Origin of the sequence: Pseudomonas sp. W2Jun17, from assembly GCF_023127795.1 — a bacterium.
Lineage (GTDB): Bacteria > Pseudomonadota > Gammaproteobacteria > Pseudomonadales > Pseudomonadaceae > Aquipseudomonas > Aquipseudomonas synxantha_A.
The window spans coordinates 117,790-137,893 of sequence record NZ_SPKO01000034.1; the positions used below are offsets into that span (position 1 = coordinate 117,790).

18 protein-coding genes are annotated in these 20,104 nt (G+C 61.1%); 11 read left to right on the forward strand and 7 right to left on the reverse strand.

The window, feature by feature from the left end; all coding sequences use genetic code 11:
* Positions 1-47: 47 nt before the first annotated feature.
* Together E4O98_RS22425 and E4O98_RS22430 are read right to left on the reverse strand one after the other, a co-directional pair.
* Positions 48-914: a pirin family protein gene (locus tag E4O98_RS22425; RefSeq protein ID WP_032877088.1), complete on the reverse strand. Its 867-nt coding sequence runs from the start codon at positions 912-914 to the stop codon at positions 48-50.
* A 64-nt stretch (positions 915-978) separates the two neighbouring features.
* Positions 979-1,395, reverse strand: coding sequence for an OsmC family protein (locus tag E4O98_RS22430; RefSeq protein WP_005786596.1), 417 nt, complete (start codon positions 1,393-1,395; stop codon positions 979-981).
* 137 nt (positions 1,396-1,532) lie between these two features.
* Here E4O98_RS22430 and E4O98_RS22435 point away from each other — a divergent pair, with 137 nt between their 5' ends.
* The gene (locus tag E4O98_RS22435) at positions 1,533-2,555 is read left to right on the forward strand and encodes an amidohydrolase family protein (RefSeq protein ID WP_148852275.1); all 1,023 of its coding nucleotides are present in this window, start codon (positions 1,533-1,535) and stop codon (positions 2,553-2,555) included.
* 97 nt (positions 2,556-2,652) lie between these two features.
* Positions 2,653-4,278, forward strand: coding sequence for a methyl-accepting chemotaxis protein (locus E4O98_RS22440; protein ID WP_248136270.1), 1,626 nt, complete (start codon positions 2,653-2,655; stop codon positions 4,276-4,278).
* A gap of 187 nt (positions 4,279-4,465) precedes the next feature.
* On the opposite strand, the gene fabB is transcribed toward E4O98_RS22440, so the two are convergent.
* From fabB to E4O98_RS22465, 5 genes are all read right to left on the reverse strand, one after another.
* Entirely contained in the window at positions 4,466-5,686 is a 1,221-nt protein-coding gene (fabB, locus tag E4O98_RS22445; protein WP_005786601.1) for a beta-ketoacyl-ACP synthase I, read from the reverse strand.
* 11 nt (positions 5,687-5,697) lie between these two features.
* On the reverse strand, positions 5,698-6,213 hold the full coding sequence (gene fabA, locus E4O98_RS22450; protein WP_003210552.1) for a 3-hydroxyacyl-[acyl-carrier-protein] dehydratase FabA: 516 nt from the start codon (positions 6,211-6,213) through the stop codon (positions 5,698-5,700).
* 249 nt (positions 6,214-6,462) lie between these two features.
* A complete protein-coding gene (locus tag E4O98_RS22455; protein ID WP_032877085.1) occupies positions 6,463-8,364 on the reverse strand; it encodes an ATP-binding protein in 1,902 nt (633 codons plus the stop codon).
* Entirely contained in the window at positions 8,361-9,290 is a 930-nt protein-coding gene (locus E4O98_RS22460; protein WP_078820727.1) for an ABC transporter substrate-binding protein, read from the reverse strand. The genes E4O98_RS22455 and E4O98_RS22460 overlap by 4 nt, the downstream gene beginning before the upstream one ends.
* A gap of 1 nt (position 9,291) precedes the next feature.
* Positions 9,292-11,415, reverse strand: a complete 2,124-nt coding sequence (locus E4O98_RS22465) for a TonB-dependent receptor (RefSeq protein WP_348984639.1) — start codon at positions 11,413-11,415, stop codon at positions 9,292-9,294.
* 195 nt (positions 11,416-11,610) lie between these two features.
* On the opposite strand from E4O98_RS22465, the gene E4O98_RS22470 reads away from it, so the two are divergent.
* The 9 genes from E4O98_RS22470 (at position 11,611) to E4O98_RS22510 (ending at position 19,955) form a co-directional block, all read left to right on the forward strand.
* Entirely contained in the window at positions 11,611-12,636 is a 1,026-nt protein-coding gene (locus E4O98_RS22470) for an NAD(P)H-dependent glycerol-3-phosphate dehydrogenase (protein ID WP_005786614.1), read from the forward strand.
* A 10-nt stretch (positions 12,637-12,646) separates the two neighbouring features.
* A complete protein-coding gene (locus E4O98_RS22475) occupies positions 12,647-12,994 on the forward strand; it encodes a DUF4389 domain-containing protein (RefSeq protein WP_032877083.1) in 348 nt (115 codons plus the stop codon).
* Positions 12,991-13,446, forward strand: coding sequence for a phosphohistidine phosphatase SixA (sixA, locus tag E4O98_RS22480; RefSeq protein ID WP_032877082.1), 456 nt, complete (start codon positions 12,991-12,993; stop codon positions 13,444-13,446). Before E4O98_RS22475 ends, sixA begins: the two co-directional genes overlap by 4 nt.
* Positions 13,447-14,021: 575 nt before the next feature.
* Positions 14,022-15,671 carry an AMP-binding protein gene (locus E4O98_RS22485; protein WP_248136272.1) on the forward strand — a complete coding sequence of 550 codons (1,650 nt, stop codon included), beginning with the start codon at positions 14,022-14,024 and terminating at the stop codon, positions 15,669-15,671.
* A gap of 30 nt (positions 15,672-15,701) precedes the next feature.
* Positions 15,702-16,145 carry a hotdog fold thioesterase gene (locus tag E4O98_RS22490; RefSeq protein WP_078820736.1) on the forward strand — a complete coding sequence of 148 codons (444 nt, stop codon included), beginning with the start codon at positions 15,702-15,704 and terminating at the stop codon, positions 16,143-16,145.
* Between the two features lie 97 nt (positions 16,146-16,242).
* Positions 16,243-17,046, forward strand: coding sequence for an alpha/beta hydrolase (locus E4O98_RS22495; RefSeq protein ID WP_078820737.1), 804 nt, complete (start codon positions 16,243-16,245; stop codon positions 17,044-17,046).
* Entirely contained in the window at positions 17,043-17,897 is an 855-nt protein-coding gene (locus E4O98_RS22500; RefSeq protein ID WP_216090967.1) for an alpha/beta fold hydrolase, read from the forward strand. The genes E4O98_RS22495 and E4O98_RS22500 overlap by 4 nt, the downstream gene beginning before the upstream one ends.
* 102 nt (positions 17,898-17,999) lie before the next feature.
* Positions 18,000-18,818 carry a DUF4892 domain-containing protein gene (locus E4O98_RS22505; RefSeq protein ID WP_148852271.1) on the forward strand — a complete coding sequence of 273 codons (819 nt, stop codon included), beginning with the start codon at positions 18,000-18,002 and terminating at the stop codon, positions 18,816-18,818.
* Between the two features lie 72 nt (positions 18,819-18,890).
* Positions 18,891-19,955 (forward strand): AI-2E family transporter, encoded by a 1,065-nt coding sequence (locus E4O98_RS22510; RefSeq protein WP_005786630.1) that lies wholly within the window; start codon positions 18,891-18,893, stop codon positions 19,953-19,955.
* Positions 19,956-20,104 lie beyond the last annotated feature (149 nt).

Genomic DNA, 20,104 nt, shown 5'->3' on the forward strand with positions numbered 1-20,104 from the left:
TTAAGGTGTACACCCATCCAGTGTGGGAGCTGGCTTGCCTGCGATAGCTATTTCACAGGCAACTCAATTCGTTCTGACTCCCCCGGCACCCTCGGCCAGTCCCCAGCAGCCCAGCGCTGTCTGGCGTGCTCGATCACTGCCGGATCGCTCGCCACGAAATTCCAGTTGATCCGCCGCGGCCCGTCCAGCGGCGCCCCGCCAAACACCACCACATGGCAGTCGGTTTCGGCAAACAATGTCATCTCTTGCCCTGGCGGCAATACCACCAGGCTATGCACTGCCAGCGGCTCACCGTCGAGCTGCGCCTCACCTTCCAGCACATACACCGCGCGCTCCTCATGCTCATCGGGGATCAGCAAGGTGGTGGCTGTTTGCATCTGCACCTCGGCATACAACGTCGGCGAGAGCACCGGCACTGGTGACTTGAGACAGAAACCATCACCGGCGATCAGGCGCACCTGCACGCCCAGGTTATCGCTCACCGGCAAGCTCGCCGCCGGGTGATGGCTGTAATGGCCCGGGCCGGTCTCGTGGTCCTTGGGGGAGGCCAGCCACACCTGCAGGCCATGCAGGTTGAAACCACTGGCCTTGAGCGCTTCGGGGGTACGCTCGACATGGGCAATCGCGCTGCCCGCGGTCATCCAGCTGACATCGCCGGCCTGCACCACCTGATCCGAGCCGAGGCTGTCCTTGTGCTGCAAGGCGCCTTCAAACAGGTAGGTGAGGGTAGACAGGCCGATATGCGGATGTTGGCGGATATTCATGCCGGTACCCGGTGCATAGGCGGTGGGCAGCATATGGTCGAAAAACACAAAGGGCCCGACGCTACGGCATTCACGGGAAGGCAGCGGGCGCAGGATCGGCTGCCCTTCGACATCTTCGGCGCGGGGGCGGATCACGGTAAGGGTGGTCATGGTGCATCCCTGTCTGAGCGGGTTGGATGCGTCTGAGCATAACCCGCCCGATGGGACGTTGGCGCTATGCGCTGAAGGCGCCTTCCGATAATTTCGTCTCGATGCTGATTTCGGCGGTGGTCATCAGCTTGTGTACCGGGCACTTGTCCGCAACGCGATGCAACTCCTCGCGCTGCTCATCGCTCAGCACACCCTTGAGGGTCAATTTGACGCTGAGTTTGTATTTGCCTTTCTGCTCTTCGGCGGCGTCGTGGGTCACTTCAACGGTCACGCCGGTGAGCGGGATATCTTTCTTCTGTGCATAGAGCTTGACCGTCAAGGCTTTGCATGACGCCAGCGCAGCATCGAAATAGTCGTGGGGAGAGGGCGCCGAGTCGTCGCCACCCAGGCTCTTTGGCAGGTCGGTAAACAGTTCGTGGTGATTGATATTGACGCTGTGACGGAAGTTTTCAGCGTTCAATGTATTAACGGTAACAGGCATGGCGAACCTCTCAAGGGGCAGGATGAAGGTCATGCAGTTATAGAGCATGCTGGCGCCCAAGTGTTCCAGTTTTTCCGCGCTGAACCTCGAAGGTAGGCGCAAGGTCTACCCGTATCAGCCCTGATTGAGGTTTCACCGTGCTTCGGACCCGCCTGAGTCTTGCCTTGTTGCTCGCTGCCAGCAGCCTTGCCGCGCAGGCCCGCGACTATGCCTACAGTGACGCGCACATGCATTACGTGGATTTTTTCCAGGAAACGGCAGGCATGGACAAACTGCTCAAGGCGATGTCCGAGAACCGCATCGAACATGTAATGATTTCCGGCATCCCCGTGGCCAAGAAATGGCACGAAGACGAGCCCAAGCGCCCCCGCTACTACGCTGGTGATGACGCCGATGCCTATTGGTACAGCGCCACCGATGTGATTGTCGCGGCAGCGGTCAATAAGCTGACCCCCGAGCAGCGCCAGCACTTTCACCCGTTCCTGGCCGGCTTCAACCCCAACGACAAGAACTCCGCTGCCCATATCCAGCGCATGATCGACCTCAACCCCGGGTTGTGGCAGGGTATCGGTGAAGTGTTTACCCGCCATGACGACCTTACCGCCCTGACCTCAGGCGACACGCCCCGCGCCAACAACGAAGCCATGACGCGTATCTACCACCTGGCCGCCGAAAACGACCTGCCCGTGATGCTGCACTCCAACATCACTTCCAAGCGAGAGCGTAACCCACTGTACCTGGCGGAAGTCGAAGAGCCGTTGCGTAACCACCCGCATACGCGCTTTATCTGGGCCCATGCTGGCACCAGCAAGGAAATTCACCGGCATCAGGTGCAGATGGACTTTTTGCTGCCCACCTTGAACCGCATGCTCGAGGCGTACCCCAACCTGTATATCGACCTGTCCTGGAGCATGCTCACGCCCTATCTGCTGGATGAGGCGGGTCAGCCTCGGCAGGAGTGGGTGAAGCTGGTGGAGCGCTTCCCTGAGCGCTTTATGCTGGGATCTGACGTGGTAGGGCGTTTCAATAAGTTAGGTAAGGAGATGCGTCGCTTCGAGCCCTTCCTCGATGCATTGCCCGAGGAGGTGGCGCACAAGGTGGCGCGGGATAATTTCCTTGCCATCCTGCCCAAGCCGCCTGGCAATGGTCAGGTGCATTGATATCGCGTTTTCGTCTTACATAAATGGCGGAGGGTGCCGATAACTTCCAAGACCGCACTGCAGGTGGATGCAGTACTTTTTTGGAAGGAATCCAGGCATGAATATCCGTAGTTTGAATATCGCGCCTCGCGCCGGCTTGGGCTTTGGCGTGCTGGCCTTGATGGTATTCGCGTTGGGCGGCTTTGCCCTGTTGCAGATGGCCAATATGCGCCAGCAGTCGGACCAGGTAGAGAACAACTGGTTGCCCAGCGTCATGGCGGTGGGGGAGATGAATCAGGACCTGCTGCGCGTGCGTGCGCTGACCCTGCGCTTGTTGGTTAACCGCGATCCGCAGGCGCTGGCACAAAACGAGCAGAAACTGACCGACCTCAAGAATGGCATGTCCCATGCGCAAGCCCTCTACGAAGGGCTGATCGTGCTCCCTGAAGAGCGCACGCTGTTCGATCGTTTCAAGGCCCAGGAACAGCAATACCTGCAACGTCAGGATCAGGTAATGGCGTTTTCCAAGGCCAACCGGCTCGATGAAGCGATCAAAGTGGCCAACGGTGAGATGAATCAGCTCGCCGATCAAATCGCCGTCACGTTGCGCGATCTGGTCACCCTCAATAAAACCAGTGCCAACCAGGCGGCCAGCCTCGCGCAAAGCGTTTTCAGTCAGTCGCGTACCGGGGTGATTGGCATGATCATCCTCACGGCATTGATCACCATTGGCCTGGCGGTCTGGCTGACCCGCAGCATCGTGCTACCGCTGGCCCAATCGCTGAAAGTAGCTCAGGGCGTGGCCAGCGGCGACCTGACCGGTGAGATCCGAGTGAGCGGCAGCGATGAGCCGGCGCGTTTGCAGCAGGCTCTCAAGGGCATGCAAGAGAATCTGCGCGATACTATCCGGCGCATTGCTGAATCGTCCAACCAATTGGCTTCTGCTTCCGAAGAACTCAGTTGCGTGACGGAGGATGCCACGCGCGGCCTGCATCAGCAGAACCAGGAGATCGAACAGGCGGCCACGGCGGTCAACCAGATGACGGCGGCGGTGGAAGAGGTGGCGAGCAACGCGGTGGCCACGTCCCATGCTTCACGCGATTCTGACCGCATTGCCCAGCAGGGCCGTGAGCAGGTGCAGCAGACGGTGGTGTCGATTGAAGCCCTGGCTACCGATGTGACCGCCAATGTGACCCAGGTCGAGGCGCTGGCGCAAAAGGTCTATGGCATCAGTAAAGTCCTGGACGTGATTCGCTCGATTGCCGAGCAAACCAACCTGCTGGCACTGAACGCGGCCATTGAAGCGGCGCGAGCCGGGGATGCCGGGCGCGGTTTTGCGGTAGTGGCCGATGAAGTGCGTGCCTTGGCCCATCGCACGCAACAGTCGACCCAGGAAATCGAGCAGATGATCAGTGGGATTCAGCAGGGCACCGACCAGGCCGTCAGCTCCATGCAACAGAGCAACACGCGGGCGCGTTCCACGCTGGATATCGCCAAGTCTGCCGGCACGGCGCTGGAAGAGATCGCCTCGGCATTCACCCTGATCAACGAGCGCAACCTGTTGATTGCCAGTGCTTCGGAGCAGCAGGCAGCAGTGGCGCGGGAGGTGGATCGTAACTTGACGAATATCCGCGACCTGGCGCACCAGACGTCTGCCGGGGCGAACCAGACCAGCGCGGCGAGCCAGGAGTTGTCGCGGTTGGCGGTGGACCTGAATTCGATGGTGGCGCGGTTTTCGGTGTAGGGCGGGGAACCGGGTTGACCCATTCGCAGGCAAGCCAGCTCCCACACTGGACTGCATTCCTTCAGGATGAACGCGATCGAAGGTGGGAGCTGGCTTGCCTGCGATGAAGGCGACGCGGTTTCAAATCAAAGCGCAAAAAAAAGCCCCGAACCAGTCGGGGCTTTTTCATGTGATCAACCTGCGAGGCTTACTTGCCCTGCCAGCGTTTCAGCACGAGGGTGGCATTGGTGCCACCGAAGCCGAAGCTGTTGCTCATCACGGTGTCGATTTTTGCATCTTCACGGGTCTTGGTCAGGATCGGCATATCAGCAACGGCTGGGTCCAGCTCGTCGATGTTGGCCGAGCCGGCCATGAAGTTGCCTTCCATCATCAGCAGGCAGTAGATCGCTTCGTGAACGCCGGCGGCGCCCAGGGAGTGACCCGACAGGCTCTTGGTAGAGCTGATGGCCGGAGCCTTGTCGCCGAATACCGCGCGCACGCCTTCCATTTCCTTGGCGTCGCCGACCGGAGTCGAGGTGCCGTGGGTGTTCAGGTAGTCGATTGGGGTATCAACGGTGGACATGGCCATCTGCATGCAGCGGATCGCGCCTTCGCCGCTTGGGGCAACCATGTCGTAGCCGTCGGACGTCGCGCCGTAGCCGACGATTTCCGCGTAGATCTTGGCGCCGCGGGCCAGAGCGTGTTCCAGCTCTTCAACCACGACCATGCCGCCACCGCCGGCGATGACGAAACCGTCACGCTTGGCGTCGTAGGCGCGAGAGGCTTTCTCTGGGGTTTCGTTGTACTGGGTGGACAGTGCGCCCATGGCGTCGAACAGGAACGACTGGCTCCAATGTTCTTCTTCACCGCCGCCGGCGAATACGATGTCCTGCTTGCCCAGCTGGATCTGCTCAACGGCAGTCCCGATGCAGTGGGCGCTGGTGGCGCACGCGGAGGAGATCGAGTAGTTCACACCCTTGATGGCGAACGGCGTCGCGAGGCAGGCGGAAACGGTGCTGCCCATGGTCCGCGTTACACGGTACGGGCCAACGCGCTTCACGCCTTTTTCGCGCAGGATATCCAGCGCTTCCATCTGGTTGAGGGTCGATGCGCCGCCGGAGCCGGCAATCAGGCCGGTGCGTACGTTCGAAACCTGGTCTTCGCTCAGGCCCGAATCGGCGATCGCGTCTTTCATGGCCAGGTAGGCGTAGGCGGCAGCGTGGCCGACGAAGCGATAGATCTTGCGATCGATCAGTTCTTCGAGGGGCAGGTCGATGGAGCCGGAAACCTGGCTACGCAGACCCATTTCGGCATATTCCGGGTTGAAGCGGATGCCAGGGCGACTTGCACGCAGGTTAGCGGTGACGGTCTCTTTGTCATTGCCCAGGCAAGAAACGATGCCCAGACCAGTGATAACGACGCGGCGCATGCGGATAACCCTTAAAAGTTGTCAGTGGAAGTGAATACGCCGACCCGAAGGCCTTCGGCAGTATAGATCTCGCGACCGTCGACAGTCACCGAACCGTCGGCGATGGCCAGGTTCAGCTTGCCCTTGAGGACGCGCTTGATTTGAATGTTGTAGGTGACTTTCTTGGCGGTCGGCAGGACTTGGCCAAAGAACTTCACTTCGCCCGAACCCAGGGCGCGACCGCGGCCCGGCAGGCCTTGCCAGCCCAGGTAGAAGCCGACCAGTTGCCACATGGCGTCGAGGCCCAGGCAGCCTGGCATCACAGGGTCGCCTTCGAAATGGCAGGCGAAGAACCAGAGGTCCGGGGTGATATCCAGCTCGGCGACCAATTCACCTTTGCCGTACTTGCCACCTTCTTCGCTGATATGGGTGATGCGATCCACCATCAGCATGTTCGGGGCGGGCAGTTGCGCGTTACCTGGGCCGAACAGCTCACCGCGACTGCAGCGCAGCAGGTCTTCCCGAGTAAAGGCGTTTTGTTTGGTCATGCGAGCTCCTCAATAATCCCATGCGGCTGGGTTGGGCAAATCTTCCCGAACCGAATGAAGCGTTCATGCCTCATAGCGGCAGCCTACACATAGACTATTGCGTTGTAGTGAAAGTCACAGCGGCAAGGCACTCAATGTACACTTGTTCACTGAAATTTTAAACCGGACCTGTTTATCGGCCCGTTCGGGTGCCTAAGACTGCCGCACTTTCGTCTTTCACGCCAGTCGCAGTTGGTTGATGGCGCGGCGCTATTGCACCCAGCGTTGCAGGATTTGCTGCAAATCCGTGCGTTTGAACGGCTTGGCCAGGTAATCGTTCATTCCGGCTGCCAGACAGGCTTCGCGGTCGCCCTGCAAGGCATTGGCCGTCAGGGCGATGATCGGCAGATCGGCGCAGCCAGGCAGTTGGCGAATCTGGCGAGTAGCTTCGTAGCCGTCGATCAATGGCAGCCGGCAATCCATCAGGATAGCAGTGAAGATCAGGCTCTCGGCGCTGCGGATCGCCTCGGCGCCGTCGGTGGCCAGGCTGACTTCAAAGCCCAGGCTGCGCAGCATTGCTTCGACCACGGTACGGTTGACCGGGTTGTCTTCCACCAGCAATACGTGGCGTCCGTCGCCGGCACTGGCCTTGCCGAGGGCGTCGGGCGTAATGGCCTGTACTTGTTGCTGATCGATGGCCAGCGGGATTTCCAGGGTAAACACCGAGCCCCGGCCTTCTTCGCTTTGGGCCCGCAAGGTGCCACCCATGCGTTCGGCCAGGGTGCGGGCGATGGGCAAGCCCAGGCCAGTCCCGCCGTAGCGTCTGGAAATGGAGCTGTCGGCCTGCTGGAACGCATCGAACATCAGCTCCAGGCGTTCGGCGCAAATACCGATACCGCTGTCGCGCACGGTGCAGGTGAACCACACCAGTTCGTGGTCCAGGGTTTGCCAATGGGGCTCGACGGTCACGCTGCCGCGTTCGGTAAATTTCAACGCATTACCGATCAGGTTTACCAGGATCTGCCGGATCCGCGTCGGATCGCCTCGCACCCGCAGGGCCTCCATGCCCGCAGGAATCGGCAGCTCCAGGCTCAGCCCGCGTTGCTGGGCACTGTGCTGGAAGGCTTGGGCGCAACTGTTGATCAGGTCGGCAAGGTTGAACGCGATATGTTCCAGTTCCAGGGCGGCGCGCTCAATGCGTGAGAAGTCGAGGATGTCGTTGATCACCTTGAGCAGGTGCTCGGTGGACTCGGAGGCCAGCGCCGCGTACTCGGTCTGTTCGGCAGTCATGTCGGTGGTTTCCAGCAGTTGCAACATGCCCAGCACGCCGTTCATGGGCGTGCGCAGTTCATGGCTCATCATCGCCAGGAAATCCGATTTGGCATTGTTCGCGCGCTCGGCCTCCTCGCGGGTCTGGATCAACTGGGCCATGGCTTGTTGCTGCTCGCGACTGGCCTGGTTCAGGCCTTCGGCCAGGTTGTTGATATGCCGCGAAAGGTCACCCAGCTCCGAGTCATCGACAATCGGAAGCGGGGTTTTGTAATCGCCTTGCTGGATAGCCTTGACCGCATGGCCCATCGCGCTTATTGGTTGCGACAGGCTTGCCGCCAGGCGTCGTGCCAGCAGGAAGGTAAACAGCAAGGCGAACAGCGCCAGGATCCCGGCCTTGAACAGGATTTCCTGCTGGCGCTGGCTGAACGCGTCATTGGACATGCCGACAATCACCCGCCCCAGGTAGTCGGCTCGGGGTGCCTTGGGTTCGTTGAGGTTGTCCTGGAAAAAGTCATTGTTGAGCTGGATGTGTTGCAGGCGGATTGGCGCCTGGAACACTTTCACGGACAGCGAGCGGTCATGTCTTTCCGACGGCTGCTCGACATACACCAGAATGTTTTCGGCGCTGTTCTGAATTTCCAGGAAGCGCACGTGAGGCGTGGCCAAGGTCGCACGCAGCAGCGCTTCAAGCACATCGTTGTTGCCGGAAATCACTCCATACTCAGTCGCAGGCGCCAGTTGGTTGGCGATCAATTGGCCGGTGTGGTCCAGCTCCTGGCGCAAATCCTGGATCCGTACGAAGGTAAAGAAGCTGATCAACAGCAGGGTCAACAATAACGCGGGGCCCAGGGTAATGAGCTGGGTGCGGGTGTTGATATCCCAACGGCGACGCAAGGTCATGGGCGTTTCTCTCCTTCGGCCAAGCGGGCGGCGACGGCGGTTTCATCAACCTGTTCGATACCCAGTGAGCGCGCGACTTGCGGGTTGCCCACGACTTTGAAGTGTTGCGGGTACAACGTGTGCGGCCAATTGGCCGGCGGGTGATCCAGCAGGCGGTCGAGCACGGCAAGCCAGTCGGGCTGATCGCTGTAGGTGCTGGCCAGGCTGCCGGCCCGGACAAACCCGGCATTGGGCCCTATCAGGGGCAGTTGCTGGGCGTAGCTGCTCAGCAACAGGTTCTTTACCGTTTTGGGGTTGTACAGTTGCGGGTCGTCAAGGCCGAGCAGCACATCGCTGTTCTTGAACAGGGTTTGCAGCGGGCGGCTGTCACTGGTGTTGTCCCAGAGCTGAGGCACGATTTCCAGGCCCAGGGGGGTGGCAAACCGGATCAGCTCGCGCAGCAGGAATTCACTGTCGGCACCGTAAAGCACACCGATGCGTCGTGCCTGCGGCAGGGTGTCGGCGATCAGGCGCAACTGACGCTCCAGCGGCGGGTCGCTCCATAGCAGGCTGATTTTGGCCGGGTGCGTATTACCCAGGCGTTGCCGCGCCTGCAGGCGGCTGATGCGCAGCACCAGGGTCGGCGGTCCCTGGGTATCCAGCAGGCGCCAATCGAGGCTGGGCAGGTCCAGGAGGATCAAGCGAGTGCCGGCGGGCAACTGGCTCGGTGTCGGCAAGTCCTTGAGCGGGGTGAAGCTGACCCGGTCGTCGGGGCGCTGCTGGGCAAGGGCCTGGGTGAAGGCTTGCACCCCGGCGCCGTCTTCGGCAGCCGTCAGCAGGATATCGGCACTCCACGCCGGCACCGCCAGCAGCAGGCACGCGAGCAGCACGCCACGGCGCCACAATCGTGAAAGCAGCAAGAGGGTCATCCGTGACTGATCGGCCATGTCAGAAGTCCAGCTCGGCGCTGAAGTAGAGAACGTGACGATGGTCGTAATTATTGTCGGCCCAGGTGGTGGGCTGGTCATCAAGGCGTTGCTGCAACATGCCGGCCAGCTCCACATTGGTTTTGCCCACGGCAATGCGTTTGGCTACCCGCAGGTCGACCCGTTGGAAGCGATACTGGTTAAGAGCGTCGTCGCCATAGTAGAACAGGGCGCTGGACCACCCTTGGCCCCACTCGCGCAGCCAACCGGCCGAGCCGCTGTTGCGCGCGGTTTGCGCCTTGTCCCGTGGGTTGCTGGAAGTAGCGTCGACATAAGCGTAGGTCAGGCGCAGGCGGTCGGTGTTGCTCATGCGCCAGTCGAACTGTGATTCGGCACCGGTAAAGCGCGAGCTGTTGGCGTTGCTGGCGATGTATTGGTTGTTGCGCAGCGGCGAGCTGATCATGTCGGTGATTTCGTCATAGAACAGCTTCACGTCGACATTCAGCCCCAGGTCGGCAAAGAACCCGTTGTAGCCCAGTTCCCGGGAGCGCATCAACTCTTTGTCGAGGTCGCCAGGGCCGCGCGTCACGACAAAATATTGCCCGGAGTTTTGTCCGTAGGCCGGGGAGCTGAGGTTGTTGACGCGGTAGCTCCAATTGACGTTGTTCTCGAACATGTCCGGCGAGCGGATCGCCTCGGAGTAAACCGCCCGCAACCCGTGACGCGGGTTGATCAGGTAATTGACCGCCACACGCGGCGTCAGTGAGTCGCCGCTCAGGTGACTGTCTTCGTACATGGCGCCACCCTGCAGCAGCCAGTGTTCGCTGGCCCGCCATTCCAGGTGCCCGAACAGGCGCCAGGTGGTGTCGTCCAGGGTTCCATTGAAGTAGGTATCCGAGTCGGCGCGGTCATAGCGATAGTTGATGCCGCTGACCAGGCGCAAGCTGTCGGATAGGCTCAAGGTGTCCTGGATCTCCACGTCGTAGCGGCTTTCGCGGGTGCTTTGGTCGATATCGCCGCAGACGGTGTCCTTGCCGCCGTGGTTCTTCCATTGATCCAGCACCTGGTTGGCCAATGCCTGCTCGGCGGCGCTTCCCGGGGGTGGAGAGCCTCGGCTGTAGGTGTCCATGTGCCGCGCCAACAGTTCGGCATAGTTGGGGTTCAGTTGCCACAACTGGGTCAGCTGCGGGCTGAACGAGACCTTGGCATCACAGGCTTTCCAGACCTGTCGGCGGTCCCATTGCTGGGCTGAACCCTGGATATACAGACTGTGATCGGGATTGAAGTCGAAATTCCAGCGCAAAGAGCCAGCGTAGTCCTTGGCGACAACATCGGAATTGCTGCCGCCTTCGCTGATCCCGTCAAACACCGGGGTGTAGGTATAAGGGCGCTGATTGGTGCCTTCCTTGGCATTGAGTTGCCAGTCGATACTTTGTTGCGCGTTCAGCGTCTGGCTCACCGCCAGGCTGAAACGGTTGAGACGGCGACCGTCACGGCGGTCGGCGCCGACCGCGTCGCTGTCAAAACCGTCGTCCTGTTGCCCGGACAGGGATAAGCGCAAATCGCCGGTTTCCCAGCCCACGCCCTGGCTGGCATAGAAGTCGTTGATCCCCCGTTCGCCGCGGGTGACCTTCACCCGCGAGCCCTGGCTGTTGGCGGGGGAACGGGTGAGGATATTGACCACCGCCATCAGTGCATTGGCGCCGTAGCTGACGGTATTGGGGCCGCGAAATACCTCAATGCGTTCGATATCTTCCATGGCCACCGGGATATCGCTCCAGTCCACCGTGGCCAGGCCGGCGCGGTACACCGAACGCCCGTCGATCAGCACCTGCATCCGCCGCGCATCACTGGCGCTGGTGCCGTGGTAGTTGACCGACGCCTGGTTGCCGGTGGTATAGCCGACCATCATCCCGGGCACCAGGCGCAGCAGTTCGGCGATGTCCCGGGCGCCGCTGGCCTTGATCAGCTCACTGTCGATCACCGTCATGCTGCCGGGCACGGCGGCGGCCGATTGCTTGAGGCGCGTGGCGGTCAACACCTGCGGCAGCGGCTGGCTGTCGAGAAACAGATCGTCAGCCAGGGCAGGTACGCTGCACAACAGCATCAACCATAGAGATGAGCGAGGAGGAGGGCCCAGGTACACGGCACGGCCTTGTTAATGACGGATAGCCGCCCATGTTAACTGAGGTGGGGCTATTTGCCAGTCGTCGGACTTGCAATTACTTCGTACAAACGTGGCATTTTCCGACAAGTGCGCGAATTGATACGGGGGCTGGCCGCAAGCCGGGCGGCCCGTATAATGCCGCCATCGCCATTGGTATGGATTAACGGATTGCATATGACTCAACAGCGCCCTATTGCGGTCCTGGGAGGCGGAAGTTTTGGCACCGCCGTGGCTAACCTGCTGGCCGAGAACGGCCATGCCGTGCGTCAGTGGATGCGCGACCCCGAGCAGGCTGAAGCCATTCGCGTGCACCGGGAAAACCCCCGTTACCTTAAAGGCATCAAGATTCATCCAGCTGTCGAACCGGTTACCGACCTGCTGGAAACGCTCACTGCGTGCGACCTGTGCTTCGTCGCGCTGCCCTCCAGTGCGTTGCGCTCAGTGCTGGCGCCGCACGCCGAGCGCCTGGCAGGCAAGTTGCTGGTCAGCCTGACCAAAGGCATTGAGGCCCAGACCTTCAAACTGATGAGTGAAATCCTCACCGAGATTGCACCACTGGCCCGCATTGGCGTGCTGTCCGGCCCGAACCTGGCGCGGGAGGTGGCCGAACACGCCTTGACCGCCACGGTGGTCGCCAGTGAAGACGACGCCTTGTGTGAGCAGGTACAGGCCGTGCTGCATGGCCGCACCTTCCGGGTCTACGCCAGCGCCGATCGCTTTGGTGTCGAGTTGGGCGGGGCGCTGAAAAACGTCTACGCGATCATTGCCGGCATGGCCGTCGCCTTGGGCATGGGTGAAAACACCAAGAGTATGCTGATCACCCGTGCGCTGGCCGAGATGACCCGCTTTGCGGTGAACCAGGGTGCCAACCCGATGACGTTCCTGGGCCTTGCGGGCGTGGGTGACTTGATCGTCACCTGCTCATCGCCCAAAAGCCGCAACTATCAGGTAGGTTTTGCCCTGGGCCAAGGGCTGAGCCTGGAAGACGCTGTGACGCGTCTGGGTGAAGTGGCCGAAGGGGTCAACACCCTCAAGGTATTGAAGGCCAAGGCCCAGGAAGTGGGGGTGTATATGCCGCTGGTCGCTGGTTTGCACGCGATCCTGTTCGAAGGGCGCACCTTGGAGCAGGTCATCGAGTTGCTGATGCGGGCCGAGCCCAAGACCGATGTCGACTTTATTTCTACCAGTGGTTTCAACTGAGGAACGCGCCATGAACGATCCGAAAGCAGCCCCCAAATATGAGTCGATTGCCTTGCGCATTCTGTGGATGCTGGCGTTTGCGCTGGTGTGGCAGGTGGCGCAATTGCTGCTCGGCGCGTTGGTGGTGGTGCAATTGATTTACCGGCTTGTCTACGGTGCGCCGAACCTGGGCCTGATGAATTTTGGCGATAGCCTCAGCCAGTTCCTGGCGCAGATCGGCCGCTTCGGTAGCTTCCACACCGACCAAAAGCCTTGGCCGTTTGCCGATTGGCCAGCCCCGCGTGCACCCGAAGGCGAAGCCGCCCACAGCGTGCCGCCAGCACCGCACCCGGTGCGTGATGAAGAGCCAAAGCTATGAAGTTGTGGGTTTTGCGCCACGGGGAGGCCCAGGTGCACGCCCGCACGGACGCTGAACGCAATCTTACCGAGCATGGCCGTGCCGAAGTATTGCTCAGCGCTGCGCACCTGATCGGGCAGCCTCTCAGTGCCATCATCGCCAGCCCTTATGTGCGGGCGCAGCAGACGGCTCAATTGGTGCGCGGAGTTTTGGGGTTCGAGCCGGATGTGCGCACGGTGCCGTGGCTGACGCCTGATGGTGATGTTCAGCAGGTGCTGAGGGAGCTTGATACTGATGACAACGTGTTGCTGGTCAGCCATCAGCCTTTGGTGGGCAGTTTGATCAGCTTTTTGCAGCATGGGCATCAGCGCCAGCCACAGCCGATGTATACGGCCAGCCTGGCGGAGCTTGAGGGGGATTTTCCGCTGGCGGGTTTGATGAGTCTGGTGGGGGTGAAGAATCCCGAGGCATAAGGGGCGACGCTGGGCCTGTGGCGAGGGAGCTTGCTCCCGTGACGACCTGCCAATCGACGCTTGTCTGCCCGATACTCCATGATCCAACTGTGGGAGCGGGCTTGCTCGCGAAGGCGGCCTTGTAGCCGACGGGGGGCTTGGATCAGACCGAGTACATATCCATTGCTGCGGTAACGGCTGATATTGGTTCCGCTCTTACAGCGGGTCACTTTCGAAAAGCGCGAAAGTAACCAAAGCGCTCTTGCCCCACCACTCGGCACCTCGCTTAGGCTCGGTGTGCCCGTAATCCGACATGGATTTGGGGGGCCGCCGCCACGCGCCATCCATGGCGCGGGGCGGCTAAACCGGCATCCCTGCCGGTTTACCCCCCAAATCCATGTCGGATTCCGGCCAGCGTGGTTTAACGGGGCGCCTGAGATCAAAAGCAGATCAAGAGCAAGAGCGGCTCGCTTCGCATCGTGGTTACGGTTGGCTGTTCTGTGTTCCCTGAGAAATGGTTGGCTTTGTGTGTGCTATACAGTCAGCCAAGCAAGTGCTTGGTTGGCTGTATCTCGGATCACAAAGGAGCGCGTCCCATGCCTGTCGCTTTTCGTTTGCCGTTGCAGGTCTTCTTCGAGCGTGAAGCGCGGCACCCGCGTAAGGTTTTTCTGGTGCAGCCCATTGACGGTGGCGAGGTGCAGACCCTCACCTGGGGCGATGTCGGCCACCAGGCCCGGTGCGCTGCCCACTGGTTGCGTGCACGTGACTTGCCCCAAGGTTCGCACATCGCCCTGATCTCGAAAAACTGCGCACACTGGATCATCGCCGATCTGGCGATCTGGATGGCCGGGCACGTTTCGGTGCCGCTTTATCCCAACCTCACCGCTGACTCTGTCGCCCATGTGCTGACCCATTCCGAGGCGGCGTTGGCGTTGATCGGCAAGCTCGATGACTGGCCGGCAATGGCGCCGGGTGTGCCAGCGGGTGTGCCAACCATTAGCCTGCCGCTGTGCCCGGCGGGGACGTTCGATTTCAGCTGGGCGGACCTGCAAGCCTGCTCACCGATCCAGGACCACCCCGAACCCCTTGGCTCGACACTGGCCACCATCGTCTACACCTCCGGGACGACCGGTTTGCCGAAGGGTGTGATGCAAACGTTCGGGGCACTGGGCTTCGCTGCCACCCGCGGCACCGAGTTGTTCGGCCTGGGGGAGGGCGATCGGTTGCTGTCCTACCTGCCGCTGTGCCACGTCGCCGAACGCATGTTTGTGGAAATGGCGGCGATCTACACCGGGCAAACCGTATTTTTTGCGCAAAACCTGGATACCTTCCTGCAAGATTTGCGCAGGGCACGGCCGACGGCCTTGTTTGGCGTCCCACGTATCTGGACCAGGTTCCAGTTGGGTGTCTATGCCAAGATCCCGGAAAAACGCCTCGACACCCTGTTACGCCTGCCTTTTATCGGCAAGCGCGTCGGTCATAAAGTGCTCGCGGGACTGGGGCTGGATGCACTGCGTATTGCCCTGTCCGGTGCGGCACCCGTGCCCGAGGCCTTGCTGGGTTGGTATCAGCGCCTGGGCCTGGACGTGCTGGAGGTGTACGGCATGAGCGAAAACTGCGGCTATTCCCATGTGTGCCGCCCCGGTGCACAGACGCTGGGTTGGATCGGCCTGCCCTGCCCAGGCGTAGAAGTGCGCATCGACCCATCAGGCGAAGTGCAGGTACGCAGCGACGCGACCATGCTGGGCTACTTCAAGGACCCGCAAAAAACCGCTGAGACCCTTACCGAAGATGGCTTCCTGCGGACCGGCGACAAGGGTGAGCAGGACGCAGACGGCCGTCTGCGCTTGACCGGGCGCCTGAAGGAGATTTTCAAGACCAGCAAAGGCAAATACGTGGCCCCGGCACCGATTGAAAATCGCCTGGCCGAACATGCACGCATCGAACAGGTGTGTGTAGTCGGCGAGGGGCTTGGCGCACCGATCGGGCTATGCGTGTTGTCGGCACAGGGCCAAGCCCGCCAAACGCTTGAAACCCACCTTGACCACTGGCTGGCACAGGTCAACGCCGGGCTGGATAAACATGAGCGCTTGCGCCAATTGGTGGTGGTGAAAGACAACTGGGCGGTGGAAAACGGCTTTCTCACGCCGACCTTGAAGATCAAGCGCAACGTGATCGAGTCGACGTATGGGCCACATTTGCACACTTGGAGCGAGCGCTCTGAAACCGTTCTGTGGCAGGATTAGGATCGTAATAAAACCAACAAGGACAACCCTATGAGCCTGTGGCGCACCCAACCGAATATCGAACAACTCAACGCGATCCAGAAAAACACCATCGGTGAGTTGCTCGATATTCGTTTCGAAAGCTTCGACGAGCACTCCCTCACTGCCAGCATGGTGGTCGATCACCGCACCCATCAGCCCTACGGCCTGCTGCATGGTGGCGCCTCGGTGGTGTTGGCCGAGAGCGTCGGCTCCATGGCTGCTTACCTGTGCATCGACGCCAGCAAGTTTTATTGCGTGGGCCTTGAGGTCAATGCCAACCACCTGCGTGGCGTGCGCAGCGGGCGGGTGACGGCGGTGGCCAAAGCCATTCATATCGGGCGCACCACACAGGTATGGGATATCCGCCTGAGCAGCGATGATGGCAAGGCCAGTTGCGTCTCGCGCCTGACAATGGCCGTGGTGCCGCTGGGCGAAAACCCGCCGGCACGATAGGCGTGGCGTGAGTGTCATCATTCCTGGCAGTTACAGTCATTGCTGTAGGCGGCCGGTATGGTGACAATCAACCTCTGTTTTTATCGATGGAACCTGTATGTCGCAGCACGTGTTTTTTACCCACGCCAATGGCTTCCCTTCGGCCACCTACGGCAAGCTGTTTGCCGCGCTGGCCCCGGAATATACGGTGGCGCATCTGCCCCAGCACGGTCACGACCCCAGGTTCCCGGTGGATGATAACTGGCAGAATCTGGTGGACGAGTTGATCCACCACCTTGAGCAACAGCCGGAACCCGTGTGGGGCGTCGGCCATTCCCTCGGTGGCGTGCTGCATTTGTACGCGGCCATGCGTTGCCCGCAGTTGTACCGTGGCGTGGTGATGTTGGATTCGCCGGTGCTCACCCGTGCCGACCGCTGGGTGATCCGAGCCGCCAAGCGCTTTGGTTTTATCGATCGACTGACACCGGCCGGACGTACCCTTGGCCGGCGTGAAGAATTCACCGACCTGGACACCGCACGCAGCTACTTCGCCGGCAAAACCCTGTTTCGTGGCTTCGACCCCGAATGCTTTGACGCGTATTTGGAGCATGGCTTGCAGCAAGTCGGCGACCGCCTGCGCCTGCGCTTCGACCCGGCCACCGAAATCAGCATCTACCGGGGCGTGCCGCACACCAGCCCGGGCCAGGTACGCCAGCTGAAAGTGCCACTGGCCGTTGTGCGTGGTCGCCAGAGCCGAGTGGTCATGCGTCACCATGCCAGCGGCGTCGGCCGCTTGCCCATGGGCGAAATGCTCACTATGCCAGGCGGTCATATGTTCCCCCTCGAACGCCCCCAGGACACGGCTGCCTTGATCAAGAACCTGTTCGCCCGCTGGCAAGCCCGCGAGCGCAGTTGCGCATGAGTACACCGGTCGAAGAGGTTCGCCTGAGCCTGGGGCATATCGAATTGGCCGCGCACCTGTTCGGGCCCGAGGATGGCCTGCCAGTGATTGCCCTGCATGGCTGGCTGGACAACGCCAACAGTTTTGCGCGCCTGGCGCCGAAGCTGCACGGGTTGCGCATCATCGCTCTGGATATGGCTGGGCACGGGCATTCGGCCCATCGCCCGGCAGGCGCCGGTTACGCCTTGTGGGATTATGTCTACGACGTGCTGCAGGTGGCCGAACAACTGGGGTTGAAACGTTTTGCATTACTTGGCCACTCCCTGGGCGCCATCGTCTCGCTGGTGTTGGCCGGGGCGCTGCCGGAGCGAGTGACGCACCTGGGTTTGATCGACGGTGTGATCCCGCCGACCGCCAGCGGCGAGAATGCAGCCGAGCGTCTGGGCATGGCCTTGCAGGCGCAACTGAACCTGCAGGACAAGCGCAAGCCAGTCTACAACACCCTCGAAAAAGCGGTTGAAGCGCGAATGAAGGGCGTGGTGGCCGTCAGTCGTGAAGCGGCGCAACTGCTGGCCCAGCGCGGTTTGATGCCGGTACCGGACGGTTACACCTGGCGCAGCGACAGTCGCCTGACCCTGGCATCGCCGATGCGTCTGACCGATGAACAGGCCATGGCTTTTGTGCGTCGCGTCAGTTGCCCGGCGCAGTTGGTGGTGGCGGCTGACGGCATGTTGGCGAAACATGCTGAATTGCTTTCTCAGCTACCCTTCAGCGTTACTACGCTGCCAGGTGGCCATCATTTGCACCTGAATGATGAGTCCGGCGCCGCTCTTGTTGCAGACTGTTTCAATCGGTTCTTCTCCACGCCTTGACTTGGCGGGGTCAACTGCCGAGGCTGGGCGGATTGAAAGGGAGTCAACCATGAACACACTCAACATCGCTGTGACCTCCATTGGCCAGGGCCTATCGATCCGATGAGCCTGGGTAAAGGATGTATCCGTGCCCTTGGCCTTTGCTGTTTCAGCCCCCTGGTGTTTGCCGCCGATGTGCCAGGCAGCCAGGATTTACCTGCCGTGTCCCGCCAGGTTGACGCGCAAATTGTCGACTATCGCCCCGCTGAAGAGAAGGAACGCATCTACCCCATGGGCGCGATTCGCAAGATCAGCGGCCAATTGCGTTATGAAGGCCAGGCCACTGCGCGCGGCCAAGCCACTGCAATCACCTATGAACTGCCTGCGGAGCACAGCTCCAGCGCCGCCTTTACTGCAACGCGTGAAGCTTTGCAGGCCAAGGGCGCGCAGCTGTTGTTCTGGTGCCAGGCCCGCGATTGCGGCGAGAGCAGCCTGTGGGCCAATGAAGTGTTCGGCAACGCCAAGCTGGTGGGGGCCGACGGCCAGCAGGAATACCTGCTACTGCGCCTGGCCGCCCCGCAGAACAACTCGCTGGTCGCGCTGTACGGCATTACTCGCGGCAACCGACGCGCTTACCTGCATGTGGAGCAACTCGATGCCAGCGCGCCCTTGGGCGATCTGCTACCCACCTCGGCCACCCTGCTGCGAGAGCTCAAAAGCACGGGCGAGCTGGATCTCCCTGCATTGGCCGCCGAGCCTGATGACACCTGGCTGACCTTGATTTCCCGTGGGTTGAACCTTGATACCACCTTGCGCGTGAGCCTGACCGGCCCGAAAGCCGAGGCCTGGCGCCAGGCCCTGGTCGACAAGGGCGTGCGCGCCGCACGCCTGGAAACCGGCAGCGGTGACGCTAAGGGTTTGCACCTGCATCTGATACGCTGACCGTTACAAGGCGAACGGACCCGTGCCGTTCGCCTAAGCTCTCTTCCTACAGCCTTATTCTCGAGATACCCGATGCTCAATAACGATCGCCTGCTGGTGCAAATCCTGCTGCTGGTGCTGTTTGGCGCCAGCTTCTGGGTCATGGCGCCGTTCTGGTCGGCGCTGTTCTGGGGCGCGGTGCTGGCGTTTGCCAGTTGGCCGCTGATGCGTTTGCTCACTCGCTGGCTGGGCGGGCGGGAGTCTCTGGCTGCCGGCATCCTGACCCTGGGCTGGATGCTGCTGGTGGCGGTGCCGCTGGTGTGGCTGGGGTTCAACCTGGCCGACCATGTGCGCGATGCGGTGGCGCTGATCAAAGACATTCAGGTCGACGGCTTGCCCGAGGCGCCGACCTGGTTGGGCTCGATCCCGTTCGTCGGCGAGCGCCTGGTGGCGATGTGGGACAGCATTGACCAACAAGGCGCGGCGCTGATGGTCAGCATCAAGCCGTACCTCGGCCAGGTCGGCAACTGGTTGCTGGCACGCAGTGCGCAAATTGGCGGCGGTATTCTTGAGCTGACCCTGAGCCTGGTCTTCGTGTTCTTTTTCTACCGTGATGGGCCGCGCCTGGCGATGTTTGTGCACCGTCTGCTGGAACGGCTGATCGGTGAACGTGCCGGCTATTACATCGAGCTGGTGGCCGGTACGGTGCAGCGGGTGGTCAATGGTGTGATCGGCACTGCGGCGGCCCAGGCCTTGCTGGCGCTGATCGGCTTCCTGATCGCCGGCGTGCCGGGTGCGCTGGTGCTGGGTATCGTCACTTTCCTGCTCAGCCTGATCCCCATGGGCCCGCCGCTGGTGTGGATTCCGGCCACGGCCTGGCTGGCGTGGAAGGGTGACTACACCTATGCGGTGTTCCTGGGGGTATGGGGTACGTTTGTGATCAGCGGTGTGGACAACGTGCTCAAGCCGTATCTGATCAGTCGTGGCGGTAACCTGCCGTTGGTGATTGTGCTGCTGGGGGTGTTTGGGGGGTTGATCGCCTTTGGCTTTATCGGGCTGTTTATCGGGCCGACGCTGCTGGCGGTGGCGTACAGCCTGTTGACGGACTGGAGCGCTACCCAGGCGCAAGTGCGTCGTGACGACAAGCCGTGTAATTGAGGGGCTAGGCATCAGGATGTGATGTGACGCGGCACCTGTGGGAGGGGGCTTGCTCCCGATGGCGGCCTCAGGGCCGGCCAGGATGTTGGATCCGACTGAGTACATATCCGTTATTTGGGTAACGGCTGATATTGGTTCCGCTTTTACAG